At 46.4% G+C, this 21693-nt stretch carries 19 protein-coding genes; 9 read left to right on the plus strand and 10 right to left on the minus strand.

Annotated features, from left to right (window positions below; all coding sequences use genetic code 11):
* Nucleotides 1–2 precede the first annotated feature (2 nt).
* Genes hisD through hisIE form a run of 7 tightly spaced genes read left to right on the plus strand, consistent with a single transcriptional unit; the run spans nt 3 to nt 6161 of the window.
* Complete coding sequence (hisD, locus tag NG42_RS02640; RefSeq protein ID WP_052897533.1) at nt 3–1310, plus strand: histidinol dehydrogenase; 1308 nt, start codon at nt 3–5, stop codon at nt 1308–1310.
* Complete coding sequence (hisC, locus tag NG42_RS02645) at nt 1307–2401, plus strand: histidinol-phosphate transaminase (protein ID WP_052897535.1); 1095 nt, start codon at nt 1307–1309, stop codon at nt 2399–2401. The genes hisD and hisC overlap by 4 nt, the downstream gene beginning before the upstream one ends.
* Entirely contained in the window at nt 2398–3465 is a 1068-nt protein-coding gene (gene hisB, locus NG42_RS02650; RefSeq protein ID WP_052897537.1) for a bifunctional histidinol-phosphatase/imidazoleglycerol-phosphate dehydratase HisB, read from the plus strand. The genes hisC and hisB overlap by 4 nt, the downstream gene beginning before the upstream one ends.
* The gene (hisH, locus tag NG42_RS02655; RefSeq protein WP_052897539.1) at nt 3465–4055 is read left to right on the plus strand and encodes an imidazole glycerol phosphate synthase subunit HisH; all 591 of its coding nucleotides are present in this window, start codon (nt 3465–3467) and stop codon (nt 4053–4055) included. The genes hisB and hisH overlap by 1 nt, the downstream gene beginning before the upstream one ends.
* A gap of 5 nt (nt 4056–4060) precedes the next feature.
* Nucleotides 4061–4798, plus strand: coding sequence for a 1-(5-phosphoribosyl)-5-[(5-phosphoribosylamino)methylideneamino]imidazole-4-carboxamide isomerase (gene hisA / locus NG42_RS02660; protein WP_052897541.1), 738 nt, complete (start codon nt 4061–4063; stop codon nt 4796–4798).
* On the plus strand, nt 4780–5556 hold the full coding sequence (gene hisF, locus NG42_RS02665; protein ID WP_052897543.1) for an imidazole glycerol phosphate synthase subunit HisF: 777 nt from the start codon (nt 4780–4782) through the stop codon (nt 5554–5556). Before hisA ends, hisF begins: the two co-directional genes overlap by 19 nt.
* Nucleotides 5550–6161, plus strand: coding sequence for a bifunctional phosphoribosyl-AMP cyclohydrolase/phosphoribosyl-ATP diphosphatase HisIE (hisIE, locus tag NG42_RS02670; protein WP_052897545.1), 612 nt, complete (start codon nt 5550–5552; stop codon nt 6159–6161). Before hisF ends, hisIE begins: the two co-directional genes overlap by 7 nt.
* Nucleotides 6162–6283: 122 nt before the next feature.
* Here the strand turns inward: hisIE and wzzB are convergent, their stop codons facing one another.
* From wzzB to NG42_RS02710, 8 genes are all read right to left on the minus strand, one after another.
* Nucleotides 6284–7306, minus strand: coding sequence for an LPS O-antigen chain length determinant protein WzzB (wzzB, locus tag NG42_RS02675; protein WP_072133285.1), 1023 nt, complete (start codon nt 7304–7306; stop codon nt 6284–6286).
* Between the two features lie 174 nt (nt 7307–7480).
* Complete coding sequence (gndA, locus tag NG42_RS02680) at nt 7481–8887, minus strand: NADP-dependent phosphogluconate dehydrogenase (protein WP_052897548.1); 1407 nt, start codon at nt 8885–8887, stop codon at nt 7481–7483.
* Nucleotides 8888–9120: 233 nt separating this feature from the next.
* On the minus strand, nt 9121–9780 hold the full coding sequence (locus tag NG42_RS02685) for a glycosyltransferase family 32 protein (RefSeq protein ID WP_052897551.1): 660 nt from the start codon (nt 9778–9780) through the stop codon (nt 9121–9123).
* Nucleotides 9777–10652: a glycosyltransferase family A protein gene (locus NG42_RS02690; protein WP_052897553.1), complete on the minus strand. Its 876-nt coding sequence runs from the start codon at nt 10650–10652 to the stop codon at nt 9777–9779. The genes NG42_RS02685 and NG42_RS02690 overlap by 4 nt, the downstream gene beginning before the upstream one ends.
* Nucleotides 10634–11944 carry a flippase gene (locus NG42_RS02695; protein ID WP_052897555.1) on the minus strand — a complete coding sequence of 437 codons (1311 nt, stop codon included), beginning with the start codon at nt 11942–11944 and terminating at the stop codon, nt 10634–10636. Before NG42_RS02695 ends, NG42_RS02690 begins: the two co-directional genes overlap by 19 nt.
* A gap of 5 nt (nt 11945–11949) precedes the next feature.
* The gene (locus NG42_RS02700; protein ID WP_162231011.1) at nt 11950–13206 is read right to left on the minus strand and encodes an EpsG family protein; all 1257 of its coding nucleotides are present in this window, start codon (nt 13204–13206) and stop codon (nt 11950–11952) included.
* A complete protein-coding gene (locus NG42_RS02705) occupies nt 13193–14011 on the minus strand; it encodes a hypothetical protein (RefSeq protein ID WP_052897559.1) in 819 nt (272 codons plus the stop codon). The genes NG42_RS02700 and NG42_RS02705 overlap by 14 nt, the downstream gene beginning before the upstream one ends.
* A 1-nt stretch (nt 14012) precedes the next feature.
* Complete coding sequence (locus NG42_RS02710) at nt 14013–14771, minus strand: glycosyltransferase family 2 protein (RefSeq protein ID WP_052897561.1); 759 nt, start codon at nt 14769–14771, stop codon at nt 14013–14015.
* Between the two features lie 1279 nt (nt 14772–16050).
* On the opposite strand from NG42_RS02710, the gene NG42_RS02715 reads away from it, so the two are divergent.
* A complete protein-coding gene (locus NG42_RS02715; protein WP_052897563.1) occupies nt 16051–17022 on the plus strand; it encodes an acyltransferase family protein in 972 nt (323 codons plus the stop codon).
* Between the two features lie 386 nt (nt 17023–17408).
* On the opposite strand, the gene galE is transcribed toward NG42_RS02715, so the two are convergent.
* Nucleotides 17409–18422: a UDP-glucose 4-epimerase GalE gene (gene galE, locus NG42_RS02720; protein ID WP_052897565.1), complete on the minus strand. Its 1014-nt coding sequence runs from the start codon at nt 18420–18422 to the stop codon at nt 17409–17411.
* Between the two features lie 45 nt (nt 18423–18467).
* Nucleotides 18468–19364 carry a UTP--glucose-1-phosphate uridylyltransferase GalF gene (gene galF, locus NG42_RS02725; RefSeq protein ID WP_052897567.1) on the minus strand — a complete coding sequence of 299 codons (897 nt, stop codon included), beginning with the start codon at nt 19362–19364 and terminating at the stop codon, nt 18468–18470.
* Nucleotides 19365–19744: 380 nt separating this feature from the next.
* Between galF and NG42_RS02730 the strand changes: the two genes are divergently transcribed.
* Nucleotides 19745–21601 carry a hypothetical protein gene (locus tag NG42_RS02730; protein ID WP_052897569.1) on the plus strand — a complete coding sequence of 619 codons (1857 nt, stop codon included), beginning with the start codon at nt 19745–19747 and terminating at the stop codon, nt 21599–21601.
* Nucleotides 21602–21693 lie beyond the last annotated feature (92 nt).

Genomic DNA, 21693 nt, shown 5'->3' on the forward strand with positions numbered 1-21693 from the left:
CAATGAGCGCGTTCAATACCGTTATCGACTGGCAGGCATGCAGTGCCGAACAGCAGCAAAGTTTACTGACGCGTCCGGCTATTTCGGCTTCTGAGACTATTGCGCAGACCGTGCGTGGCATTCTCGACAAAGTGAAAAATGAGGGTGATGAAGCACTGCGCTATTACAGCGCCACCTTCGATAAAACCACCGTGGATGCGCTACGGGTCAGCGAACAGCAAATCAGCGCCGCTGCGGCGCGTCTGGGTGATGAGATCAAACAGGCGATGGCGGTGGCGGTGGGGAATATCGAAAAATTTCACCTTGCGCAGCAGCTGCCGGAGGTGGATATCGAAACCCAGCCTGGCGTGCGTTGCCAGCAGATTACCCGTCCGGTGGCGTCGGTAGGCTTGTATATTCCTGGCGGTTCGGCACCGCTGTTCTCAACGGTATTGATGCTGGCAACCCCGGCGCGCATCGCCGGTTGTCAGCGCGTGGTGCTGTGCTCGCCACCGCCTATTGCCGATGAAATTCTCTATGCCGCGCAACTGTGTGGCGTGCAGGAAGTGTTTCAGGTTGGCGGTGCGCAGGCGATTGCCGCACTGGCGCTGGGTACGGAATCCGTACCGAAAGTGGACAAAATTTTTGGTCCGGGCAACGCGTATGTTACCGAGGCGAAACGCCAGGTGAGCCAGCGTCTGGATGGCGCGGCAATTGATATGCCTGCCGGCCCTTCTGAAGTGCTGGTGATTGCCGATGCCGAAGCCACACCGGCTTTCGTCGCTTCGGATCTGCTGTCGCAGGCGGAGCACGGCCCGGATTCGCAGGTGATTTTGCTGACGCCCTCCACCGGGATGGCTGAAGCCGTCGCCGTCGCAGTTGAGCAGCAACTGGCCGAATTGCCACGCGCCGAAACCGCACGTCAGGCCTTAGCCAGCAGCCGCCTGATTGTGGCACGCGATCTGCAACAGTGTATCGAGATTTCTAACCGCTACGGGCCGGAACACCTGATTATTCAGACCCGCCAGGCACGTGATCTGGTTGACAGCATCACCAGCGCCGGTTCGGTGTTTCTCGGTGACTGGTCACCGGAATCGGCTGGTGATTACGCCTCCGGCACCAACCATGTGCTGCCGACCTATGGCTACACTGCCACCTGCTCCAGCCTTGGTCTGGCAGATTTCCAGAAGCGGATGACGGTGCAGGAACTGACGCCACAAGGCTTTATGAACCTCGCCGCCACCATTGAAACCCTGGCCGCCGCCGAGCAGCTGACCGCTCATAAAAATGCCGTTACATTGCGCGTTGCTGCGCTGCGGGAGAAAGCATGAGTACGCAGAATATTGAAGAGCTGGCACGTGCCAATGTGCGCGCCCTGACCCCTTATCAGTCGGCACGCCGTCTCGGCGGCAACGGCGACGTCTGGCTGAATGCCAACGAATACCCGCTGGCAGTGCCGTTTGACTTAAGTCAGCAGACGCTGAATCGCTATCCGGAATGTCAGCCAAAACAGGTTATCGAGCGCTATGCCGCCTATGCTGACCTGACACCGGAGCAGGTGCTGGTCAGTCGTGGTGCCGATGAAGGCATTGAGCTGTTAATGCGCGCCTTCTGCGAACCGGGTAAAGATGCCGTGCTGTTCTGTCCACCGACGTATGGCATGTACAGCGTCAGTGCAGAAACGATTGGCATTGAGTACCGCACCGTCGAAGCGCGCGCCGACTGGCAGCTGAATCTGCCAGCAATTGCTGAACAGCTTGATGGCGTTAAACTGGTGTATGTGTGCAGCCCGAACAACCCGACCGGCAATCTGATTAATCCGGACGATCTGCGCGAGTTGCTGGAAATGACCAGCGGCAAAGCGTTAGTGGTGGCGGATGAAGCCTACATTGAGTTTTGCCCGGACGCGACGCTGGCAGGCTGGTTGCAGGAGTATCCGCATCTGGTGGTGCTGCGCACGCTGTCAAAAGCGTTTGCGCTGGCCGGACTGCGCTGCGGTTTTACCCTCGCCAACAAGCCAGTTATCGATCTGCTGCTGAAAGTGATCGCCCCCTACCCGCTTTCGACGCCGGTGGCCGATATCGCCGCGCAGGCGCTGAGCGCACAGGGTATTGCGCTGATGCGCCAGCATACCGATGAGCTGATCGCTAACCGTACCTGGCTGATTCAGGCGCTGAGCAGTTGTGACTGCGTGGAGCAAGTGTTCGACAGTCACACTAATTATGTCCTCGCGCGCTTTACCGCTTCGAGTCAGGTATTTAAAACGCTCTGGGATCAAGGCATTATCTTACGTGACCAGAATAAACAACCGGGTCTTGCCGGATGCCTGCGCATCTCGATTGGCACCCGTGAAGAGTGTGAGCGTGCCATCGCCGCACTGAAACCTTTACCCGGCGCAGCTGTATCCAGGGAGCAAGCATGAGCCAGAAGACGCTTTTTATCGACCGTGACGGCACCATTATTTCCGAACCACCTGAAGATTTTCAAGTCGACCGTATGGACAAACTGGCCTTTGAGCCAGACGTAATTCCCGCGCTGCTGGCGTTGCAGCAGGCCGGTTATCAGCTGGTGATGATCACCAATCAGGATGGTCTTGGCACCAGCAGCTTCCCGCAGGCAGACTTTGACGGCCCGCACAATCTGATGATGCAGATCCTCAGCTCGCAGGGCGTCAAGTTCGACGACATTTTGATTTGCCCGCACAAACCGGAAGATAACTGTGACTGCCGCAAGCCGAAAGTGCAGCTGGTCGAAGGCTGGCTGGCGGAAGGTGCGCTGGACAAAGCCAACAGCTATGTGATTGGTGACCGCGCAACCGATATCGAACTGGCCGAGAATATGGGCATCACCGGCTTGCGTTATAGCAAAGATGGCCTGAACTGGCAGCAAATCAGCCAGCAGCTGACCAAACGTGACCGCTACGCCAAAGTCAACCGTAATACCAAAGAGACGCAGATTGAAGTTGAAGTCTGGCTTGATCGTGAAGGCGGCAGCAAGATCAGTACCGGCGTCGGCTTCTTCGACCATATGCTCGATCAGATCTGTACCCACGGCGGATTCCGCATGAATATCGAGGTGAAGGGCGACCTGTACATCGACGATCACCACACCGTAGAAGATACCGGTCTGGCGCTCGGTGAAGCCCTGCTGAAAGCGCTGGGCGACAAACGCGGCATTGGTCGCTTTGGCTTTGTGCTGCCAATGGATGAGTGCCTGGCACGCTGTGCGCTGGATATCTCTGGTCGTCCGCACCTCGAATATAAAGCCGAATTCAGTTATCAGCGCGTGGGCGATCTGAGCACCGAAATGGTCGAGCACTTCTTCCGCTCGCTCTCTTATTCGATGGCCAGCACCCTGCACCTGCGCACCAAAGGCAAAAACGATCACCACCGCGTCGAGAGCCTGTTTAAAGCCTTTGGCCGTACGCTGCGTCAGGCTATTCGCGTTGAGGGCAACACCCTGCCGAGTTCGAAAGGAGTGCTGTAATGAACGTCGTCATTCTGGATACCGGCTGCGCTAATCTGTCGTCGGTAAAATGGGCGATTCAGCGCCTCGGCTATGACCCGGTGGTCAGCCGCGAAGCAGAAGTGGTGCTACAGGCCGATAAACTGTTTCTGCCGGGCGTGGGCACCGCACAGTCGGCGATGGATCAGTTACGCCAGCGCGAGCTGATTGAACTGATTAAAGCCTGTACTCAGCCAACGCTGGGTATCTGTCTCGGTATGCAGCTGCTCGGTTCGTCCAGTGATGAAAGCGGCGGCATTGAGACCCTGGGGATTATCGATCATCCGGTCAAACTGATGCAGGACGTCGGTCTGCCGCTGCCGCATATGGGGTGGAACCAGATTACTCCGCAGGCCGGCAATCACCTGTTCCGTGGCATTGAGGACGGCGCTTATTTCTACTTCGTCCACAGCTATGCGATGCCGGTCAATGAATTTACTATCGCGCAGTGCAGCTACGGCGAACCCTTTACCGCCGCAGTGCAGAAAGATAATTTCTTTGGCGTGCAGTTCCACCCTGAGCGCTCTGGTGCCGCGGGTGCGCAGCTGATGAAAAACTTCCTGGAGATGTAACCGCGATGATAATCCCGGCTTTAGATTTAATTGATGGCAAAGTAGTGCGTCTGCATCAGGGCGATTATGGTCAGCAGCGCGACTACGGCAGCGACCCGCTGCCACGCCTGCAAGATTATCAGCGTCAGGGCGCCGAAGTTCTGCACCTGGTCGACTTAACCGGCGCGAAAGATCCGGCGGCACGGCAGATCCCGCTGCTGCAAAAACTGCTGGCTGGCGTCACCATTCCGGTACAGGTCGGCGGCGGCATTCGGACTAAACAGGACGTGGCAGCATTACTCGACGCTGGCGCAACGCGCGTGGTGGTCGGCTCCACGGCGGTCAAACAGCCGGAAGACGTGCAGAAATGGTTCGAAGAGTACGGCGCAGAAGCGATTGTACTGGCGCTGGATGTGCGCATTGATGCAGATAATCGCAAAGAAGTGGCGATTAGCGGCTGGCAGGAAGCGGCTGACGTTACGCTGGAGCAAGTGATTGAGCAGTTTCTGCCGTTTGGCCTGAAACATGTGCTCTGCACCGATATCTCCCGTGACGGCACGCTAAGCGGCTCTAACGTCACGCTGTACCAGGAAGTGACGGCGCGTTATCCGCAAATTGCTTTCCAGTCTTCCGGCGGCATTGGTTCGCTGGAAGATATTGCTGCGCTGCGCGGTTGTGGCGTTCAGGGCGTGATTGTTGGTCGCGCACTGCTTGAAGATAAATTTACCGTGACGGAGGCGATTTCATGCTGGCAAAACGGATAATTCCTTGCCTTGATGTACGTGACGGCCAGGTGGTTAAAGGCGTGCAGTTCCGCAACCATGAAATTATTGGCGATATCGTGCCGCTGGCGCAGCGCTATGCGCAGGAAGGCGCCGATGAGCTGGTGTTTTATGATATTACCGCCTCTTCCGATGGCCGGGTGGTTGATAAAAGCTGGGTGTCACGCGTCGCTGAAGTGATTGATATTCCGTTCTGCGTCGCCGGTGGGATCAAATCCGCCGAAGATGCAGCTCAGATTCTGTCGTTTGGCGCGGATAAAATCTCAATTAACTCACCGGCGCTGGCCGATCCTGAGCTGATTACCCGCCTCGCCGACCGCTTTGGTGTGCAGTGCATCGTGGTCGGCATTGACACCTGGTTTGATGAAAAAAGCGGTAAATACCACGTTAATCAGTATACCGGCGACGAAAGCCGCACCCGTGTTACGCAGTGGGAAACGCTGGAATGGGTGCAGGAAGTGCAAAAGCGCGGCGCGGGTGAAATCGTACTGAATATGATGAATCAGGATGGCGTACGTAACGGCTACGATCTGGTTCAGCTGAAAAAAGTGCGTGAAGTCTGCAAAGTGCCACTGATTGCTTCTGGCGGTGCCGGTACGATGGAACATTTCCATCAGGCATTTCGCGACGCCGACGTTGACGGCGCGCTGGCCGCTTCAGTGTTTCACAAACAGATTATCAATATTGGCGAGCTGAAAAGGTTCCTGGTTGAACAAGGTGTGGAGATTCGCGTGTGTTAACAGAACAACAACTGTCCCGACTGGATTGGGTAAAAACTGATGGTATGATGCCGGTTGTGGTACAGCATCGCGTCTCTGGCGAAGTGCTGATGCACGGTTATATGAATCAGCAAGCGCTGGATAAAACTCTGAGTGAAGGCAATGTCACCTTCTTCTCACGCACCAAACAGCGCTTATGGACCAAAGGTGAAACCTCGGGTAACTTCCTCAAGGTGGTCAGCATCACGCCGGATTGCGATAACGATACGCTGCTGGTGCTGGCGGATCCGATTGGCCCAACTTGCCACCTCGGTACCTCCAGCTGCTTCTCTCCGGCGGCCGCGGACTGGACTTTCCTTTATCAGCTGGAACAGCTGCTGGCAGAGCGTAAGCATGCCGATCCGAAAAGCTCTTATACCGCCAGTCTGTACGCCAGTGGCACCAAGCGTATTGCGCAAAAAGTCGGTGAAGAAGGCGTCGAAACGGCGCTGGCCGCAACGGTTAATGACCGTCACGAACTGACCAATGAAGCATCAGACCTGATTTATCATCTGTTAGTGCTGTTACAGGATCAGGAACTCGATCTGAGCACCATTATCGCCAACCTGCGCGAGCGCCATAAGTAATTATCCCTGTTCGCCGCCCGTCCGAGGGTTAGCACCCCGCATGTCCTCAGGACGGGAGCCGAAAACGGCTCCCCTACAACAAAAAACCCGGCCTTGGCCGGGTTTTTCATTATCAGTGATTATTAACGGACTTGGTGCGTATCACGATAGTTATGAACCATATTACGTCCCAGTACGATTGCTGAGCCTATAAGCCCGCCAAACACGATAGCCAGCAGCATGGTCAGCGTTCGTTTTGGACTGTCGCGACGGAACGGCAGGTCGGGTTTCATAATAAAGCGATAAGATTGCAGGTTATCCACCTGAATTTTGAGGTTCTTAATGGATAATAATGCACGCTGTGTGGAATAGTAATAATCGTCAAACGGCAGAGGTTTAGTACTCTCGTTAACGATCATCGCGTTTAACGCCGTGGTTCCCAGCAGATAAAGCGTATCGTCCGATAAAAATTCTGCCTGACGCAACTGTGACTGCTCAACACCTGATGCTTCAGCAATTTTCAGCGCCTGTTTCAACACCTCAACCCGCTGCTGCTTTTTATCCTTGGCAACTTCAACCTGCGAAATCAGCAACTCACCCAGCTCACGCTCTTTTACTGCCAGGTTACGCTTGATATCCGCCCCGAAATCATCGACCACATCATCATTGACGGACTTAATATATTCCATCAGCTCCTGCTGAGCCTGTTTGGCATTCTCAGCGCTAAAAGTCACGCTTAAAGGATCATTCTGCCCTTTCACTACCTGATCCACTTTCAGGTCGAGCGGATCTTCAAGATTTTGTAACGAACCGGAAAGCGCAGAAATTGACGCGCTGAAACGTGCGAAAAGCTGGCGCTGAAGATCATTAATCGCCAGTTTATCCTGCGGATACTGGGCATAGAGCACATTCAGCGCCGCATTGTAGTTAGCTACCTGACCGGCACTGGGCGTAGTGATAATCGATTCAGAAGTCCACTTCTCTTTGGCAACAACGAGATAGATACCCGCAATAATCATCATTACCACAGTCGCAACAATAATTGTTACTTTTCCTCGCCACAGCTGAGCAATCACATCGAGCAAATCCAGCTCATCATTATTATTGTAAAAGGTCTGACGCAGCGGAGACTGTTCAACGACTTCAGGCTTGTTGTTATTACTCATAATTTCCTTGCAAAATCACTCAACGAAGAAACACAGGGCGAATAGTGGCAGTACCAGAGTGTTCTGCCAATTAAAGGAGAAAAATAGCTGAAATATGGGAAAAACCGAAGAGAAAATATCTGAAAATTGTGTCCGGAAGAAAAACTCCCGCCGAAGCGGGAGTTTATGACTGTCTTAATCCAGCCACTCGGTGTGGAACACACCGTCTTTGTCGATGCGCTTATAGGTGTGCGCACCGAAGTAGTCACGCTGAGCCTGAATCAGGTTAGCTGGCAGTACCGCTGAACGGTAGCTGTCGTAGTAGGCAATTGCCGCCGAGAAAGTCGGGGTTGGAATACCGTTCTGAACGGCATAAGCCACCACATCACGCAGCGCCTGCTGATACTCATCAGCGATGTTTTTGAAGTAAGGTGCCAGCAGCAGGTTAGCGATATTCGCGTCATCAGCATAAGCATCGGTAATTTTCTGCAGGAACTGAGCACGGATAATGCAACCGGCACGGAAGATTTTAGCAATCTCGCCGTAATGCAGATCCCAGTTGTTCTCATCAGATGCAGCTTTCAGCTGTGAGAAGCCCTGAGCGTAAGAAACGATTTTGCCGAGGTACAGTGCACGACGCACCTTCTCAACAAACTCAGCTTTATCACCGCTTACCGCCTGAACGGTTGGGCCGCTCAGTACTTTCGATGCGGCAACACGCTGGGTTTTCAGTGAGGACAGGTAACGTGCAAACACCGATTCCGTGATCAGTGACAGCGGCTCGCCGAGATCCAGAGAGCTCTGGCTGGTCCACTTACCGGTACCTTTGTTAGCCGCTTCATCCAGAATCACATCAACCAGGTATTTACCCTCTTCATCTTTCTTCGTGAAGATATCCTTGGTGATGTCGATCAGGTAGCTGCTCAGCTCGCCTTCGTTCCACTCGCTGAAGGTTTTCGCCAGATCTTCGTTGCTCAGATTCAGGGCATTTTTCAGCAGAGAATAGGCTTCAGCAATCAGCTGCATATCACCGTATTCGATGCCGTTGTGCACCATCTTCACATAATGACCCGCACCGTCCGGACCGATATAAGCAACGCACGCTTCACCTTCTGCACGTGCAGCAATCTCTTCAAGGATTGGCGCAACCAGCTGGTAAGCTTCTTTCTGGCCACCAGGCATAATAGATGGGCCTTTCAGTGCACCCTCTTCGCCACCGGAAACACCGGTACCGATGAAGTTAAAGCCCTGCTCGGACAGCTCACGGTTACGACGGATGGTATCTTTATAGAAAGTGTTGCCGCCGTCGATCAGGATATCGCCTTTATCGAGGTGTGGAGTCAGGGAGGCGATAGTCTTATCGGTCGCTTCACCGGCCTGCACCATCAGCAGGATACGACGTGGTTTTTCCAGTGAATCAACAAACTCTTCAATGGTGTAGTGCGGAACCAGCTTCTTGCCTGGGTTCTCAGCAACGACTTCATCAGTTTTTTCACGTGAACGGTTGAAGATAGAAACTGAATAGCCGCGGCTCTCAATATTCAGAGCCAGATTGCGGCCCATTACAGCCATACCTACAACGCCGATCTGTTGCTTGGACATTACATACTCCTGTCTGATTAAAACCCTATGCAGGCCAAACCTGCAATGAGATAATAGTTCTGATGTTAACTCAGAACATATCAAAGTGGGTAGCAATTGGTGTGATAGATAGTAAGAATAATAACCTTATAAAACCTGGTTGATGAGGTTATTATTTCACCCCTTGCTGCGTACCTTCAACATAGCTGATGGCTGTTTTTTCATCAGTCTCTGGTTCACATCCACACATAAGATTATTTTATAAACTTATTCTTAGAGAGAACCCGCTTTAGTTTCGCCACAATACGCTCTGGTACTGATGGTCGCCAGGAATAATTCCAGTGATGGATGGCGTGAGTATTCTCTGTCAAATCGCTAAACATCAGATTTTTTATCGGATAAGCGAAAGGATTATAGGGATAGAAATAATCCCGCGGATAAACTTTCAGCGAAGGGAAACGATTATTTTCATAAACATATTGAAATATTTTCGGCATCGGAATGAAGTCTTTCACTAAAGAGGTTCTGACTTCATCCAGACATTTCGCCATAAACTCGTTGCCCGGCTGCGCACCGATAATCGCGCATCCCATATACTGCTCGGACTCCATGCCGACAAAGCACTCATGCCCGAGGAAAGGATCAAAACTCTTCACTAACTCCACATCAGTATCGAGATAAACGCCACCATGCTTAGCCAGTATATCTAACCTTGCGTAATCCGCACAAAAGGCCCACTGTTTTTTGGCAAAAGCTTTAGCAAAGCCGGGATCGTCAGAAGTATAGTTAGTCTCATCCCAGCGTTTGATTTCGTAATCTGGCAAATACCTTTTCCATGATTCGATGCACCTGGTCTCCAGCGCAGGGAAATCACGGCCGCCAAACCAGATAAAGTGCAGAACTTTCGGTATCATAATTTCTTTTCCATTTTTAATTTAACAAACATCATTAGCGTCATCAGGGAAAAAGAGATAAACCGCCCTGGCGAAGTGGCACCAAAAATTTTACGCAGATTTTTGAAAGAAAATATCGGGCAAAAATGGTATGCGCTTTGTTTGTAAATATTTGCATCAATTGTTTTAAGCTGCAGATTGGAGGTTATAAAAGCCAGCACGCCCTGCGGATTTGCCTGTAACAGCTTAAAATAGTTATTTGTCAATCCACCAGATAAATACTCGCCCAGATAAATAATCCGGTTGAAGCCCAGAAGACCGCCATTATCAAAAATGCGGTTCCACATATAAGACTCAGTGACGAATCGCTCGCCGGAGAACTGTGGGAACGGATGGGCAAGCATATACGCTTTACGCACGATAATTGCTTTATCACCTTTAACTGCCACAAATTTACAGCTGTTTAACTCACAGCAATCTTGCGCGAAATTCCCGGTCGGAACAGGTTGGTCAGAATAACCTCGCGTCATCCCCCTGAGATAAACCAGGCCTTTAATCGAGTCATCACTTTTTTCAATTTGCTGGCTGACAACGGCTATCGCATCTGTTACTAAAGTATCATCGCTATCAACAATAAATATCCAGTCAGATTGCGCCTCAGCCACACCACGGTTGACTGCGGCGTGCTTACCCTGATTTTTCTGCCTGATATACTGTATGCGGAAACCTGCCAGCTGACGAAAACCCTCGATATCGTCTTCGAGCCGGTCAACTGAACCATCGTCAACAATGATCCACTCAAACCGCTGATCAGTTTGAGAGAGCAAAGATTGAAACAGAGACTTTATAATATCCTTGCGGTTATAAACCGGCGTCAGGACTGAAATAAGCATTTTATTTTCCGATAATCACGAATGACACCCAGAGGGTTAAATACCGCCAGCAGCGCTTTGCACTGCAGAACAAATATCGATCTGACTCGCCTGATAAACAGGAAAAACAGGAAGTTAGCGATAAAATAGGACGCTAATGATACTACTGATGCTCCAACCGCGCCGTACGCCGGGATAACCAGCAGGTTCAGTGCCACGTTGAATACCGCGGCAACCACCGTTTTATAGATGTCCAGATTGATCTCATCGTTGGCATAAAGCCACTTAGAGGAGAATGCCCCCATAAAGACAAACAAACTGGACCAGATATGAATCGACAACACTTTAGCCGATGCCACCATTGGCTCACCGTATAATATTTGCAAAATATCACCACCGAAAAAGGTAATAAATATTGAAGCAAACAGCGTCAGATAGATAACCAGCGTAATCATCCATTGCAGCAGGAACAGACAATCACTCTTACGGCTTTTAAGCTGAATAATTTTCGGGAAAAATGCACTGGCAATCACACCCGCCATAAAAAACCAGATAGTCGATATTTTAAGTGCGGCGTTAAACACCCCGACTTCCTTGACCCCAGAAAACTTCTCCAGCATCAGGCTGTCAACCTGAACAAATATTGCCACGCTGAGGGTAGAAATAATCAGTTTTGCGCCGACGATCAGATAGCTTTTGGTGATAGCTTTGTCGTAGCTCCACAGCACACGTTTATCGAAACAGAAAAAGTAGATAACAACTGCCACCAGGAACTGCACAAAATAATAAAAGGCAAACGAAAAGAAGATCAGCTCAGGCCACTGTAAATTAGCGAAGAAGGAGAAACCGAAGCCGAACACCATCGATAACATAATGGTGATAGCGCGAAACTTCGATTCAACCAGAGCACTGTAATGCCAGAAGATGGTCTTACTGAAAATGCTAAAGAAATTGGCAATAACAAAGACAATAAAGTAGGTATTGACGTGGGCAATATCCTGATAAAAAGCCTTAATTATCAACCAGAAGAATAAGCTATAAGCGATCGCACCGAAAAACTGAATGGTTATCGCCGACCCAATCTCTACCCCTGCCCGCTCCTTGCTCTCAACAATCCTTTTGACCACCACCACATCAATGCCCAGCATAAACAGAGACATCAAAAGCTGAGAAAGATTGTTAATCGTCGACCAACCACCGAGGGTCTCCAGGTCGTAAAGTCGTTTGATAGAGACAAAGATATATAGCTGAAAGACCAACATCAGTAACCGATCTGCCAGCATCCAGATAAGGTTAAAAAGATATTTTTTCATCTGGATTATTCGTTACCATTATCAAGATAAACCACCCCATGCTGCACTCTGTCTGCCAGCTCATCAATAACCTGGAACAGATTATAAGTTAACGGTTGGTTGTTATAGAAAGTGTAATCATTACCTTTCGCGCTGACCACACTCATTGAGTACATAAACGGCAGCAAATTGATCGCCAGCAGCACCGCAACACGCTTATAGGCAATAGCGTTATTCGCAGGATTCTTGAAGAAATAGAACATAAACACGGCAGAGTATGAAAACAGGATAATACCCAATCGATTAGAAACTGTCGGTAACGGTAAAAACAGGAAGAATACCAACGCCTCTTTCAAAAACAGATAATAGGTAACCGTATCAATGCCTTTGGATTTGCTAATCAGATACAGCAGCACCAGCGTATTGATTGCCGTCAGGGCAACATAGGACAACGGCATCAGGCTAAATCTGCTATTATTAACCACCGCATTTGATTTAAGCAGCAGTGATTCTCCGAGGGGAGTAAATTTGACAAATGTCAATAGTGCCAGTCCGATTATAAATACGACCAGCAGCATTTTAAAAACGCTCTGAATACCGGCGATTTTCTTCTTATAGATAACGGCAAAGTAGTAAACAGAAATATTAATAATACCGGAGATATGCGCGGTAAAGCTCAGTAGAAAAAGCACAAATCTGACTTTACTGTTACGTACCGCATATACGGCATAGAGAAAAATAAACAAGGATAAATTTTGTCTTAGTACATAAGACATTGACTCAACAAAACCCAGAGTAAAAAAAAGCAAACCGAATAACGCCAGATGATAGCGGCGATTAACTTTAATACAAGTCGCATAGATCACTGCGAATATAAGAAAATAAATCGTAATTAGAAACATCTGATCGTTATTTGAAAAAATCCATCCTGTTACTTTCATTATTATCAGGATGAGAAATTCAGCGCCATGCCCGAAACGCTGATAATTGAATATATCTATCGTCCCATCATTAACCTGATGGTAAACGTTCATATATTCGGAAAGATCGGAAAAGGGTTGTAATGATGAATAAAAGGTCACTGCGCACAATGGAATCAGCGGTGAAAATAACATCCTCAAGCGAGAATCAATATAAGGTGAGGCAAAACAGAAAAACAGGATAAATAGTAAGGGTGAAAAAAATAATAAAAACAGACTCAAGGTGAGTGCGACTATATTAGAGTATAACCTTATCTGTTGCTTAGAAGGCTCATGATCACCGATTGAATTAACTTTTTCCACACTCAACATAACCTTTAATTAATAATTTCAATGAAGTCAATTTGCCGAACTTATTCTTATCGGAGGGTCTGATAACGAACTTTCGCATCCAGAACAGCAAGGTAACCATTAACCCCTTCGCGGCACCATAACAACGGCGAAACAGCACACCACGGGATTTAAGCATTAATGCATCATAATATAGTTTTTCCCCGGTGCTCTCATCAGGATGATTGGTCACTGCTATCGGCAGAAAAACGATCTCCTGACCTGAATTTTGCATATCCGCCAGCACAACAGCTTCTTCCCCTACTGGCCAGACCGCACCCAAACCAAATGACTCATCAAAACAAATGTTTTGCTGTTTCAACAACCCAAGATTCAAACACATCTCAATGGAAGAAACCTTCAGGACATCCAACGAACTCAAAGTAAATGACTGATTTTTATATTTTTTTCTTAGCTTCCCATGCTCGTTAGTGCTTTGAAACTGCAGGTGCTGATGACGATATGCGGAGAGATTATCGATTAATTCACGCAACCCCTCAGGGCTATACTTAACATCATCATCACTGATGATCAGAAAATCATAGCCTTGATCGATTGCAGCTTGCAGCAGGGTGTTTCTGCTGCGGCTTAATCCTGTCTCAAATTTGGTGATAACATTTACTGAGCTGAGGTCATGGTTATCCATTGAGAAAGCAGCAGCCTTATCTGTCACCTGCTGGCAGATGATAATATCACACACCCGACTTGCTTCCTTCGAATTGGTCAGCGCACGAAACACGCCCTCATTCATCGTCGAGATGCCAATAGCTATTTTCATCTTATCCCCGGAACACTGCACGGTATGCATAGTTTGCAAAAGAATATACCGTTTTTAAGAAATTTAACTTTTCTACATCGCGATAAATTTGCCATTGTCTTGCGGCTTTTTTTAATTTATTTCGGGAAATAGAGTTCTGCACAATACGATAATCAGTGAGACATTCCTGCAGCAGATAAGCCGTTTTCTGCTGTTTTAAAATCTTCAGCCAGAAAGCATAATCCTGGCCGGTACGTAACAACGGCATGGTCATATCGCTAATAATATCTTTTTTAATTACTACCGTAGAACAACCCAGCGTTGCCCTCTTACATAACATATCACTGTAGGTGAACGAGGTTTTCTTATTTCTCAGGTCAATTTCTTTATTTAAAACAACACCTTGCTCATTAATCAGTCGGTAAGCGGTGAAAGTAAAGTTGTATTGATTCTCTTGCATAAAGGCGATCTGCTTGCTGAGTTTTTCAGGATGCCATAAATCATCACTATCAACAAAAGCCAGATATTCACCTTTAGCCCGGCTCAGACTTTCATTTCGGGAAACCGCCGCGCCCTGATTAAGATTATTTTTTTTAATACAGACACGAGAGTCTTGCGCGGCAATTTTTTCCAGCAAAGACCATGTATTATCTTTTGAACAATCATCGGTTATCAACCACTCCCAGTTTTCGTAAGTCTGGTTCAACAGACAAGCGAAAAGCGCTTCAATAAACTCAGCCGAATTATAGGTTGCAGTTATAATACTGACTTTAGGATTCACAAAACACCTCAAATGATTGATCACGAATGCGTATAGTATTCAAATTTATTACAATTAAAGGCTAAATTTATCGTTAGTTTATTTTGGGGAACCATATAAGTCGGATTATCAAAGTCATCACTCTCACTTCGACACAACTTTTTAACCACGCTACCGCCCCTGGCTCCCAGCAACCAGTTGCTGAAGTGACGTCAGCGATGTGAACTCAGGCGACAGGATACGCGTTTTGGCGGTGGATTTCACTCAGGATTTATCCTGGAGGTACGGGCAAGATGCCCCGGCCAGAAGCCATCTGCATGCTCAGGCCAGCGGCGAGTTAGGTACTCACTGAACACTTCGACAAGATTAGGTTGGGGAAGGAGTAGATCAACCTGACGAAACAGGGCTTAACCAATGATTAGGTGCATGTTTAACAGGCAATATTTTACCTTATAGTTGCCAATAAAAGTTGATCACGAAGTATTAGACTGATTACAAAATGAGTATTTTTGCATATCCTTTGCGTTAAAAGCGCTGTTATCTGTCTATCAGATAGTATCTGTCTGAAGGTAGGCTAACTGCACTTTAGCATAGCAGGATAACATCCCCTCTCACAAACGAAAATCATCAGGAACAGCACCGACAAAAAGCATAAATAAATATAAAAAACAGTAAGATATAAAAATTTGCTTTTGCGTATGTTGTTTCGAATGGGAAGTGATACACGGGCTTCAGAAAATACCTTATATAAGTCACTTTGTCTTCACCTGGTGCTAAAAGAATAAGAATTCAATGAATCAAGCCGGGTGTTCAATAACTAACCAAATACAATAATTTCACTATTGCGCAAGCAAATCAATGTTGATTGAAACTTAATCGGATGGTTCGAGTCAATTAGACAAAAACTGGACATGTATCTCACAACCTTAAGGGGAATCCTAATTTAGCTAAAATGCTAGCGAAGAGTTGATCTTTAAAACTGGGTAACATAACATTCAATTACTTGAGAAACTTCTTATAATGTTTATATTATTGATCTGCAGTAAATATTTCTTATCATAGCTAAGTTACTGCTCTAATAAAATTTAATTAATAAGAACATTCCTATCGTAATTTTTTGAAAGATTTGGAGTACTTAGCTCATTAAGCAGAAATCCACGACATATCACTCTATTGAAATAACCGTCATTAAATGGATATAGGGTATTTTACATAAGGATCAAGTTTGAATTCATCATGGTGACGATTCAAGACATCATGATTATTTTGTAAAAATGCTAATAAATTAGGTGAACCGAGAATGGAAAAAAGCAAGTATAATTACACGATCGATAGCGTGAAGTTGTTACTGGCGGCCACTGTAGTCATCATGCATGGATTTTTAAGTCGCGCAGAATATAAAGATAGCTTTGAATGGCATTTTATAGCAAACTATGCCTTTAGGGTTGCGGTTCCATTTTTCTTTATTGTAAGCGGATACCTTTTTTATTTCACAAAATTAAAAAGCAAACGTGTAATTTGGTTTAAACACATATTAAAAATCTATCTAATTTGGCTTGCAATTTATTCTTATGGATTATTATCACCTATATCATCAGAAGAAATAAGCCTTTTTGCAAAAGCAAAAACTCTTTTTAAATATGTCTTCTTCGGCCCAAGGCATCTGTGGTTTATTCCAGCATTAATTTTATCCGCCATTATAGTCCCTTACCTATCCGAGCGCCTAAAAACAAAACATCACGCGCTGCTTATTTTATTTATATGGTGTTCAGGATGTTCGCTTAATTACTATATGTCGTATCATGGCATCTACCGTTATGAATACTATAGTAATTTCTTTTTTTTCGGCATCCCTATTTTTTCAGTCGGGTATCTCATAGCTAAATGCAGATCGCAATTAGAATGGTTTGTTGATAAAAGTGTGCTTTGTTTCTCTATCCTGGCTAGCCTGACGATACTGGAGTCTATACTGTCATTTTATGTACTGGGTAAAATCGGTTCAGCTTCTTATATTTCAATGGATCTTTTTTATACATCAATATTCTTGTCTGCCTCAATATTTTTCATTTGTTTAAAACACGAAAACTTCAATATCCTAAAGGGAAAACAAAGATACCTTTCGATGTTTTCATATTATGGACACATAATCCTACTGGATGCTTTGATATTAATACTTTCTAACACTGGCAGAGTAACTATAACAATGATCGTTATTCCAGTTATTTTGATATTATTCTATTTATTTGAACCTCTCGTGAGAAAAATCATTTAAAAACCTCTCTATTGCGGCCAAACAAAATCCGGTTTAGCCGCAGTGATTAAATACAATATTATTTGATTTAATCCATGAAGCATCTTACCCAGAAAAAACGCGTGCTAATATTTTCATTATGCAAATCAAGCCTGCAGTTATGCATAGATGAACAGAGATATGATAAAGACTGTGGATCACAGGTACAAATGGGATATAAGATGAATTATACTTCAGGTTAATGAGTAAAAGGAAAATATTTCTATGATGAGCAACACGGCAAAAGGAATAAAGAAGTCGTAGCTTCCCAATAAATTAACACCATTGACTAGATTTTCTATATATACATACTAAATGCTGGTGACACTCGCTTTAGCCCCTCAATTAAGGGGCTAAGATTAAGGCAGCTACTTATAACCCTGCGGATTCTTCGACTGCCAGTTCCAGGTATCGCGCATCATTGCATCTATCCCGCGCGTTACACGCCAGTTCAGCTCTTGATCGGCTAAAGCGGCATCAGCCCAGAAAGCAGCCAGGTCGCCATCGCGACGTGGAGAAATTTGATATGGCACTTTACGACCTGAAGCATGTTCAAATGCTTTAACCATCTCGAGCACGGAATAACCTTTCCCGGCTCCAAGGTTAAACGCTTTGTAACCATCGATCGCTGTCAGATGATCCAGCGCTTTCAGATGCCCTTCTGCCAGATCGACCACATGGATATAATCACGTACGCCCGTACCATCCGGGGTGTCATAATCATCACCAAAAATACCCAGTTTTTCCAGACGACCAATCGCAACTTGCGCGATATATGGCAGCAGATTGTTTGGAATACCGTTAGGGTCTTCACCGATCTCACCGGACTCATGTGCCCCGACCGGATTGAAGTAACGCAACGCAATGGCTCTGAAGTTGCAATCCGCTTTGGCGTAATCCTGTAAAATCTGTTCAACCATCAGCTTAGAGGTACCGTAAGGACTGGTGGTACCGCCAATAGGGGTGGTCTCAACATAAGGAACAGGCGCGTTAGCACCATATACCGTCGCACTGGAGCTGAAAATAAACTGATAAATGCCAGCGCTGCGCATCTCTTCCAGCAGTACTACTGTGCCCGAAACGTTGTTCTCATAGTATTCAAGGGGCTTACGGGTTGACTCACCTACCGCTTTTAAACCGGCAAAATGGATCACCGCAGTGATGTTATGACTGGCAAAAATATCGCGCAGACAGGCGCGGTCAAGGATATCACCTTCGCAAAACACCGCACTCTTACCGGCAAGCTTTTCGACGCGACTCAGCGATTCGCGTGAAGCATTGCTCAGGTTATCCAGCACTATAACATCGTCACCGCGCTCCAGCAGCGCCAGCACCGTGTGGGAACCAATATAGCCTGCCCCACCGGTTACCAAAATAGCCATCTGAACTCCTTCCAGCCGCGACTGATGCGCGGGGTAAATGTCGAATTATTTTGCCAACAACTTCTGAATCTGTTCGCGGAACTCACGTCCCTGAGCATTGTTACGCAGCCCATAAGAGACGAACGCCTGCATGTAACCGAGTTTGCGTCCACAGTCGAAACTGTTGCCGGTCATCAGAGTAGCATCAACCGGTTTTTTCTTGCTCAGATTAGCAATCGCATCGGTTAACTGAATACGGCCCCAGGCACCCGGCTCAAGGTTTTCAAGCTCTTGCCAGATATCGCCAGAGAGGACATAGCGACCTACCGCAGCGAGATCGGAATTAAGCGATTGAGGATTTTCTGGCTTTTCAACATACTCGGTAATTACCGCAGTATGCCCCTCATTTTCCAGACTTTCTTCCGTCACGATCACGGAGTACTCAGATAGATCGGCATCCGGCATATGTTTAGCCAGCACCTGGCTGCGACCGGTCTCTTCAAAACGAGCAACCATAGCAGCAAGGTTATAGCGCAGTGGGTCGGCGCTGGAGTCGTCTAACAACACATCTGGCAGCACCACCACAAAGGGATTATCGCCGATCATCGGGCGAGCGCACAGTACCGAATGCCCTAATCCCAGTGGCTGCGCCTGACGAACATTCATAATGGTCACGCCTGGTGGGCAGATGGACTGAACTTCACTCAGCAGCTGGCGCTTCACGCGCGCTTCCAGCAGCGCCTCGAGCTCATAAGATGTATCAAAATGGTTTTCAACCGCGTTCTTGGACGCATGGGTGACCAGCACAATCTCTTTGATACCCGCGGCAACGCATTCATCAATGATGTACTGAATCATTGGCTTATCGACAACAGGTAGCATCTCTTTAGGGATGGCTTTTGTAGCCGGGAGCATATGCATACCGAGTCCCGCGACCGGGATTACTGCTTTCAGCTTGGTCATAATTTATCCGTATAATGTTGAAAAGACATTCTGTCATTATGCATTAAAGGCATGAAAGGTAAGTATAATCTTAATCTGAAAGTTAAGAAAATTTTTAAACTAACAGGCACTTGTAGTCAAAGATTGATAAGAAGTTAATGTTATCAACTGTTACAAACTCGCACTTTATACGCTGTAAATGAAAAATGTTTTTGGAATCACCTAATGAACCAAATTTTCGGAATAACTATATGGTATAAATTTAAGAGCAATCTTAAGCATTAATACTTTGTTAGTTGTGGCACGAAATTTAAAATTGACTTATTGCTATATGTAGTGACAACTTCTCACATCAACCTTTGAAAATTTTAATTTAAACAAAACTAAGTGAGGTTCATAACATGAGCATCGATGAAAAAGACAATGAGCGTCGAGGTAATTTGTCCCGCCGTCACGCACTAGGTAAGATTCTGCTATCTGCGGCTGCCGTAGGTTCGATTGGCAAGCTCGCATATGCCAATGAAAATGTTGCCAGCACTCCAAAGAAAGAATTATCAAAGGACAGAACACCAGCTCAGATTAATGGAGCTCCCGGAATCATACTTGATCATGCAACCACCTCATGGGCCATGGGGCACAATCAGTTACGCAGATTAAAAAATAATGGCCCTGAGGATAACTATCCTCTGCTACAACAGCTTGTTGAAGACAAAAAATATCTAACAATAGACACTCCAATTAGTCTTGACAGAAAAATAAAGCTAAGTGTTAAAGACCAAATCATTAATGGTAGAGCAAATGGCATCGTTACTGCTCTCGCTAATATGAAAAATGAATTTCTGTTTGAACTGACCGCGGATGGGGCTCGCCTACATGATATGATAATGGACAATCCATTGATGCTAAAAAGTGCAAGCGGTGGACGTCAGGGTGGCGTTATGATTTCAGCTAATTTTTGCGAAGTAGCTGATTGTTATTTCTACCGCATGTTACAGTCGGTAATTGCCCCAGCGAATTTTGGTGCTTATGGTACTAAAATTATTAACAATTGGTTCCTTGAATGCCTTGGCGCAGGGGATGGAATGAATGACCTGACGTCTTCAAGAGGTGAGGACCGAGGAGATGCTGTTACCATCTGGGGTTCAGGGACCATTATGACGGGTAACCATGCTTTTTGTAAGGAAGGTGAAGATGCACGACTGGCATTTCATGCGGAAGGATTATATAACGCGAAGAGAAAAGCCCGTGATTTCGACCATAAAGATATAATCATGGCCAACAATATGGCTAAAGGAAGCTTCCGTCGTCACTTTGCAATGGAAAATATTAACGGCGGCATATCAATTGGAAATGTTTCAATGGGGGGAGCTACGTGGTGGGGTGAAGCTTATATTCAGTGTAAAAATATCAATGTAAAAAACACGATTCGTTATATAAATGATCCAAAAATATTAAATGGTCATGCCTGGAAACCCATCAAGGCTGCAATTGCAGTACTTAATTACAATGAGGGTATAAATATTGACAGCACGGTTCTTATTGGTAAAGGAACCCGTGCTTATGGCTTCGCTATAGCGACTCAGACTGGTGAACATCACATTACGCTCTCAGGAAGTATGCTCAATGAGGGCTCACCAACTAATACCGCACTACTCCTGAATCAACCGAAAAGTTTCAGGGTACATAATTTCGATACGCGTGGTTTTTCTCGAGTAGCACAAATTACCAGTAAGCCAGGTGTAAACATCACCAGTAGCAATTGCTATCATGAGCTAAATGGCAGTGGTGTCGGCATGAGTATTGCCAGAAGTAATGGTGGCACCATCTCCATTGATGGAGATACCTATAATGGAGTGGAAACAGCATTTAAATTACCGAATATTGACAACCTATCAATTAATAATACACGAGTCAGTGGTAATGGACGTTTCGCATCCTTAAGTGGTATTAAGAGGTCATTGGTAATCACTAACAATAATGTAACATCAGATAAGAATATGAGTATTTTATACTCTGAAGGCCCGTCACCAGATATTGCAGTAAATATAAATAACAATATCGGTATCAATTCAAATATAACCTACAGCCAGTCACAACTGGAATCAATTAATTCTGTGCTTAATCAAAAAAACAAGTATGCCGGAAAAAGCATCAGCGTAGGTAATAAAGCTGTTTTTGTATCTCTGGGAAATGACCCTGCCTCCCCATGGCTTAATCTGACAACGCAAAAGCAAGTTAAGCCTTCTGGTGAATCCTGAGAAATCATCGAAAGAATAAACATGGAAAAAAGTAAGAGGCTATAGGTTCATGAATTGAATATTGTTCAATAAGTGGAGCGCTGCTAATAAGC

Source organism: Winslowiella iniecta (genome assembly GCF_001267535.1).
In the GTDB taxonomy this organism is placed as follows: domain Bacteria; phylum Pseudomonadota; class Gammaproteobacteria; order Enterobacterales; family Enterobacteriaceae; genus Erwinia; species Erwinia iniecta.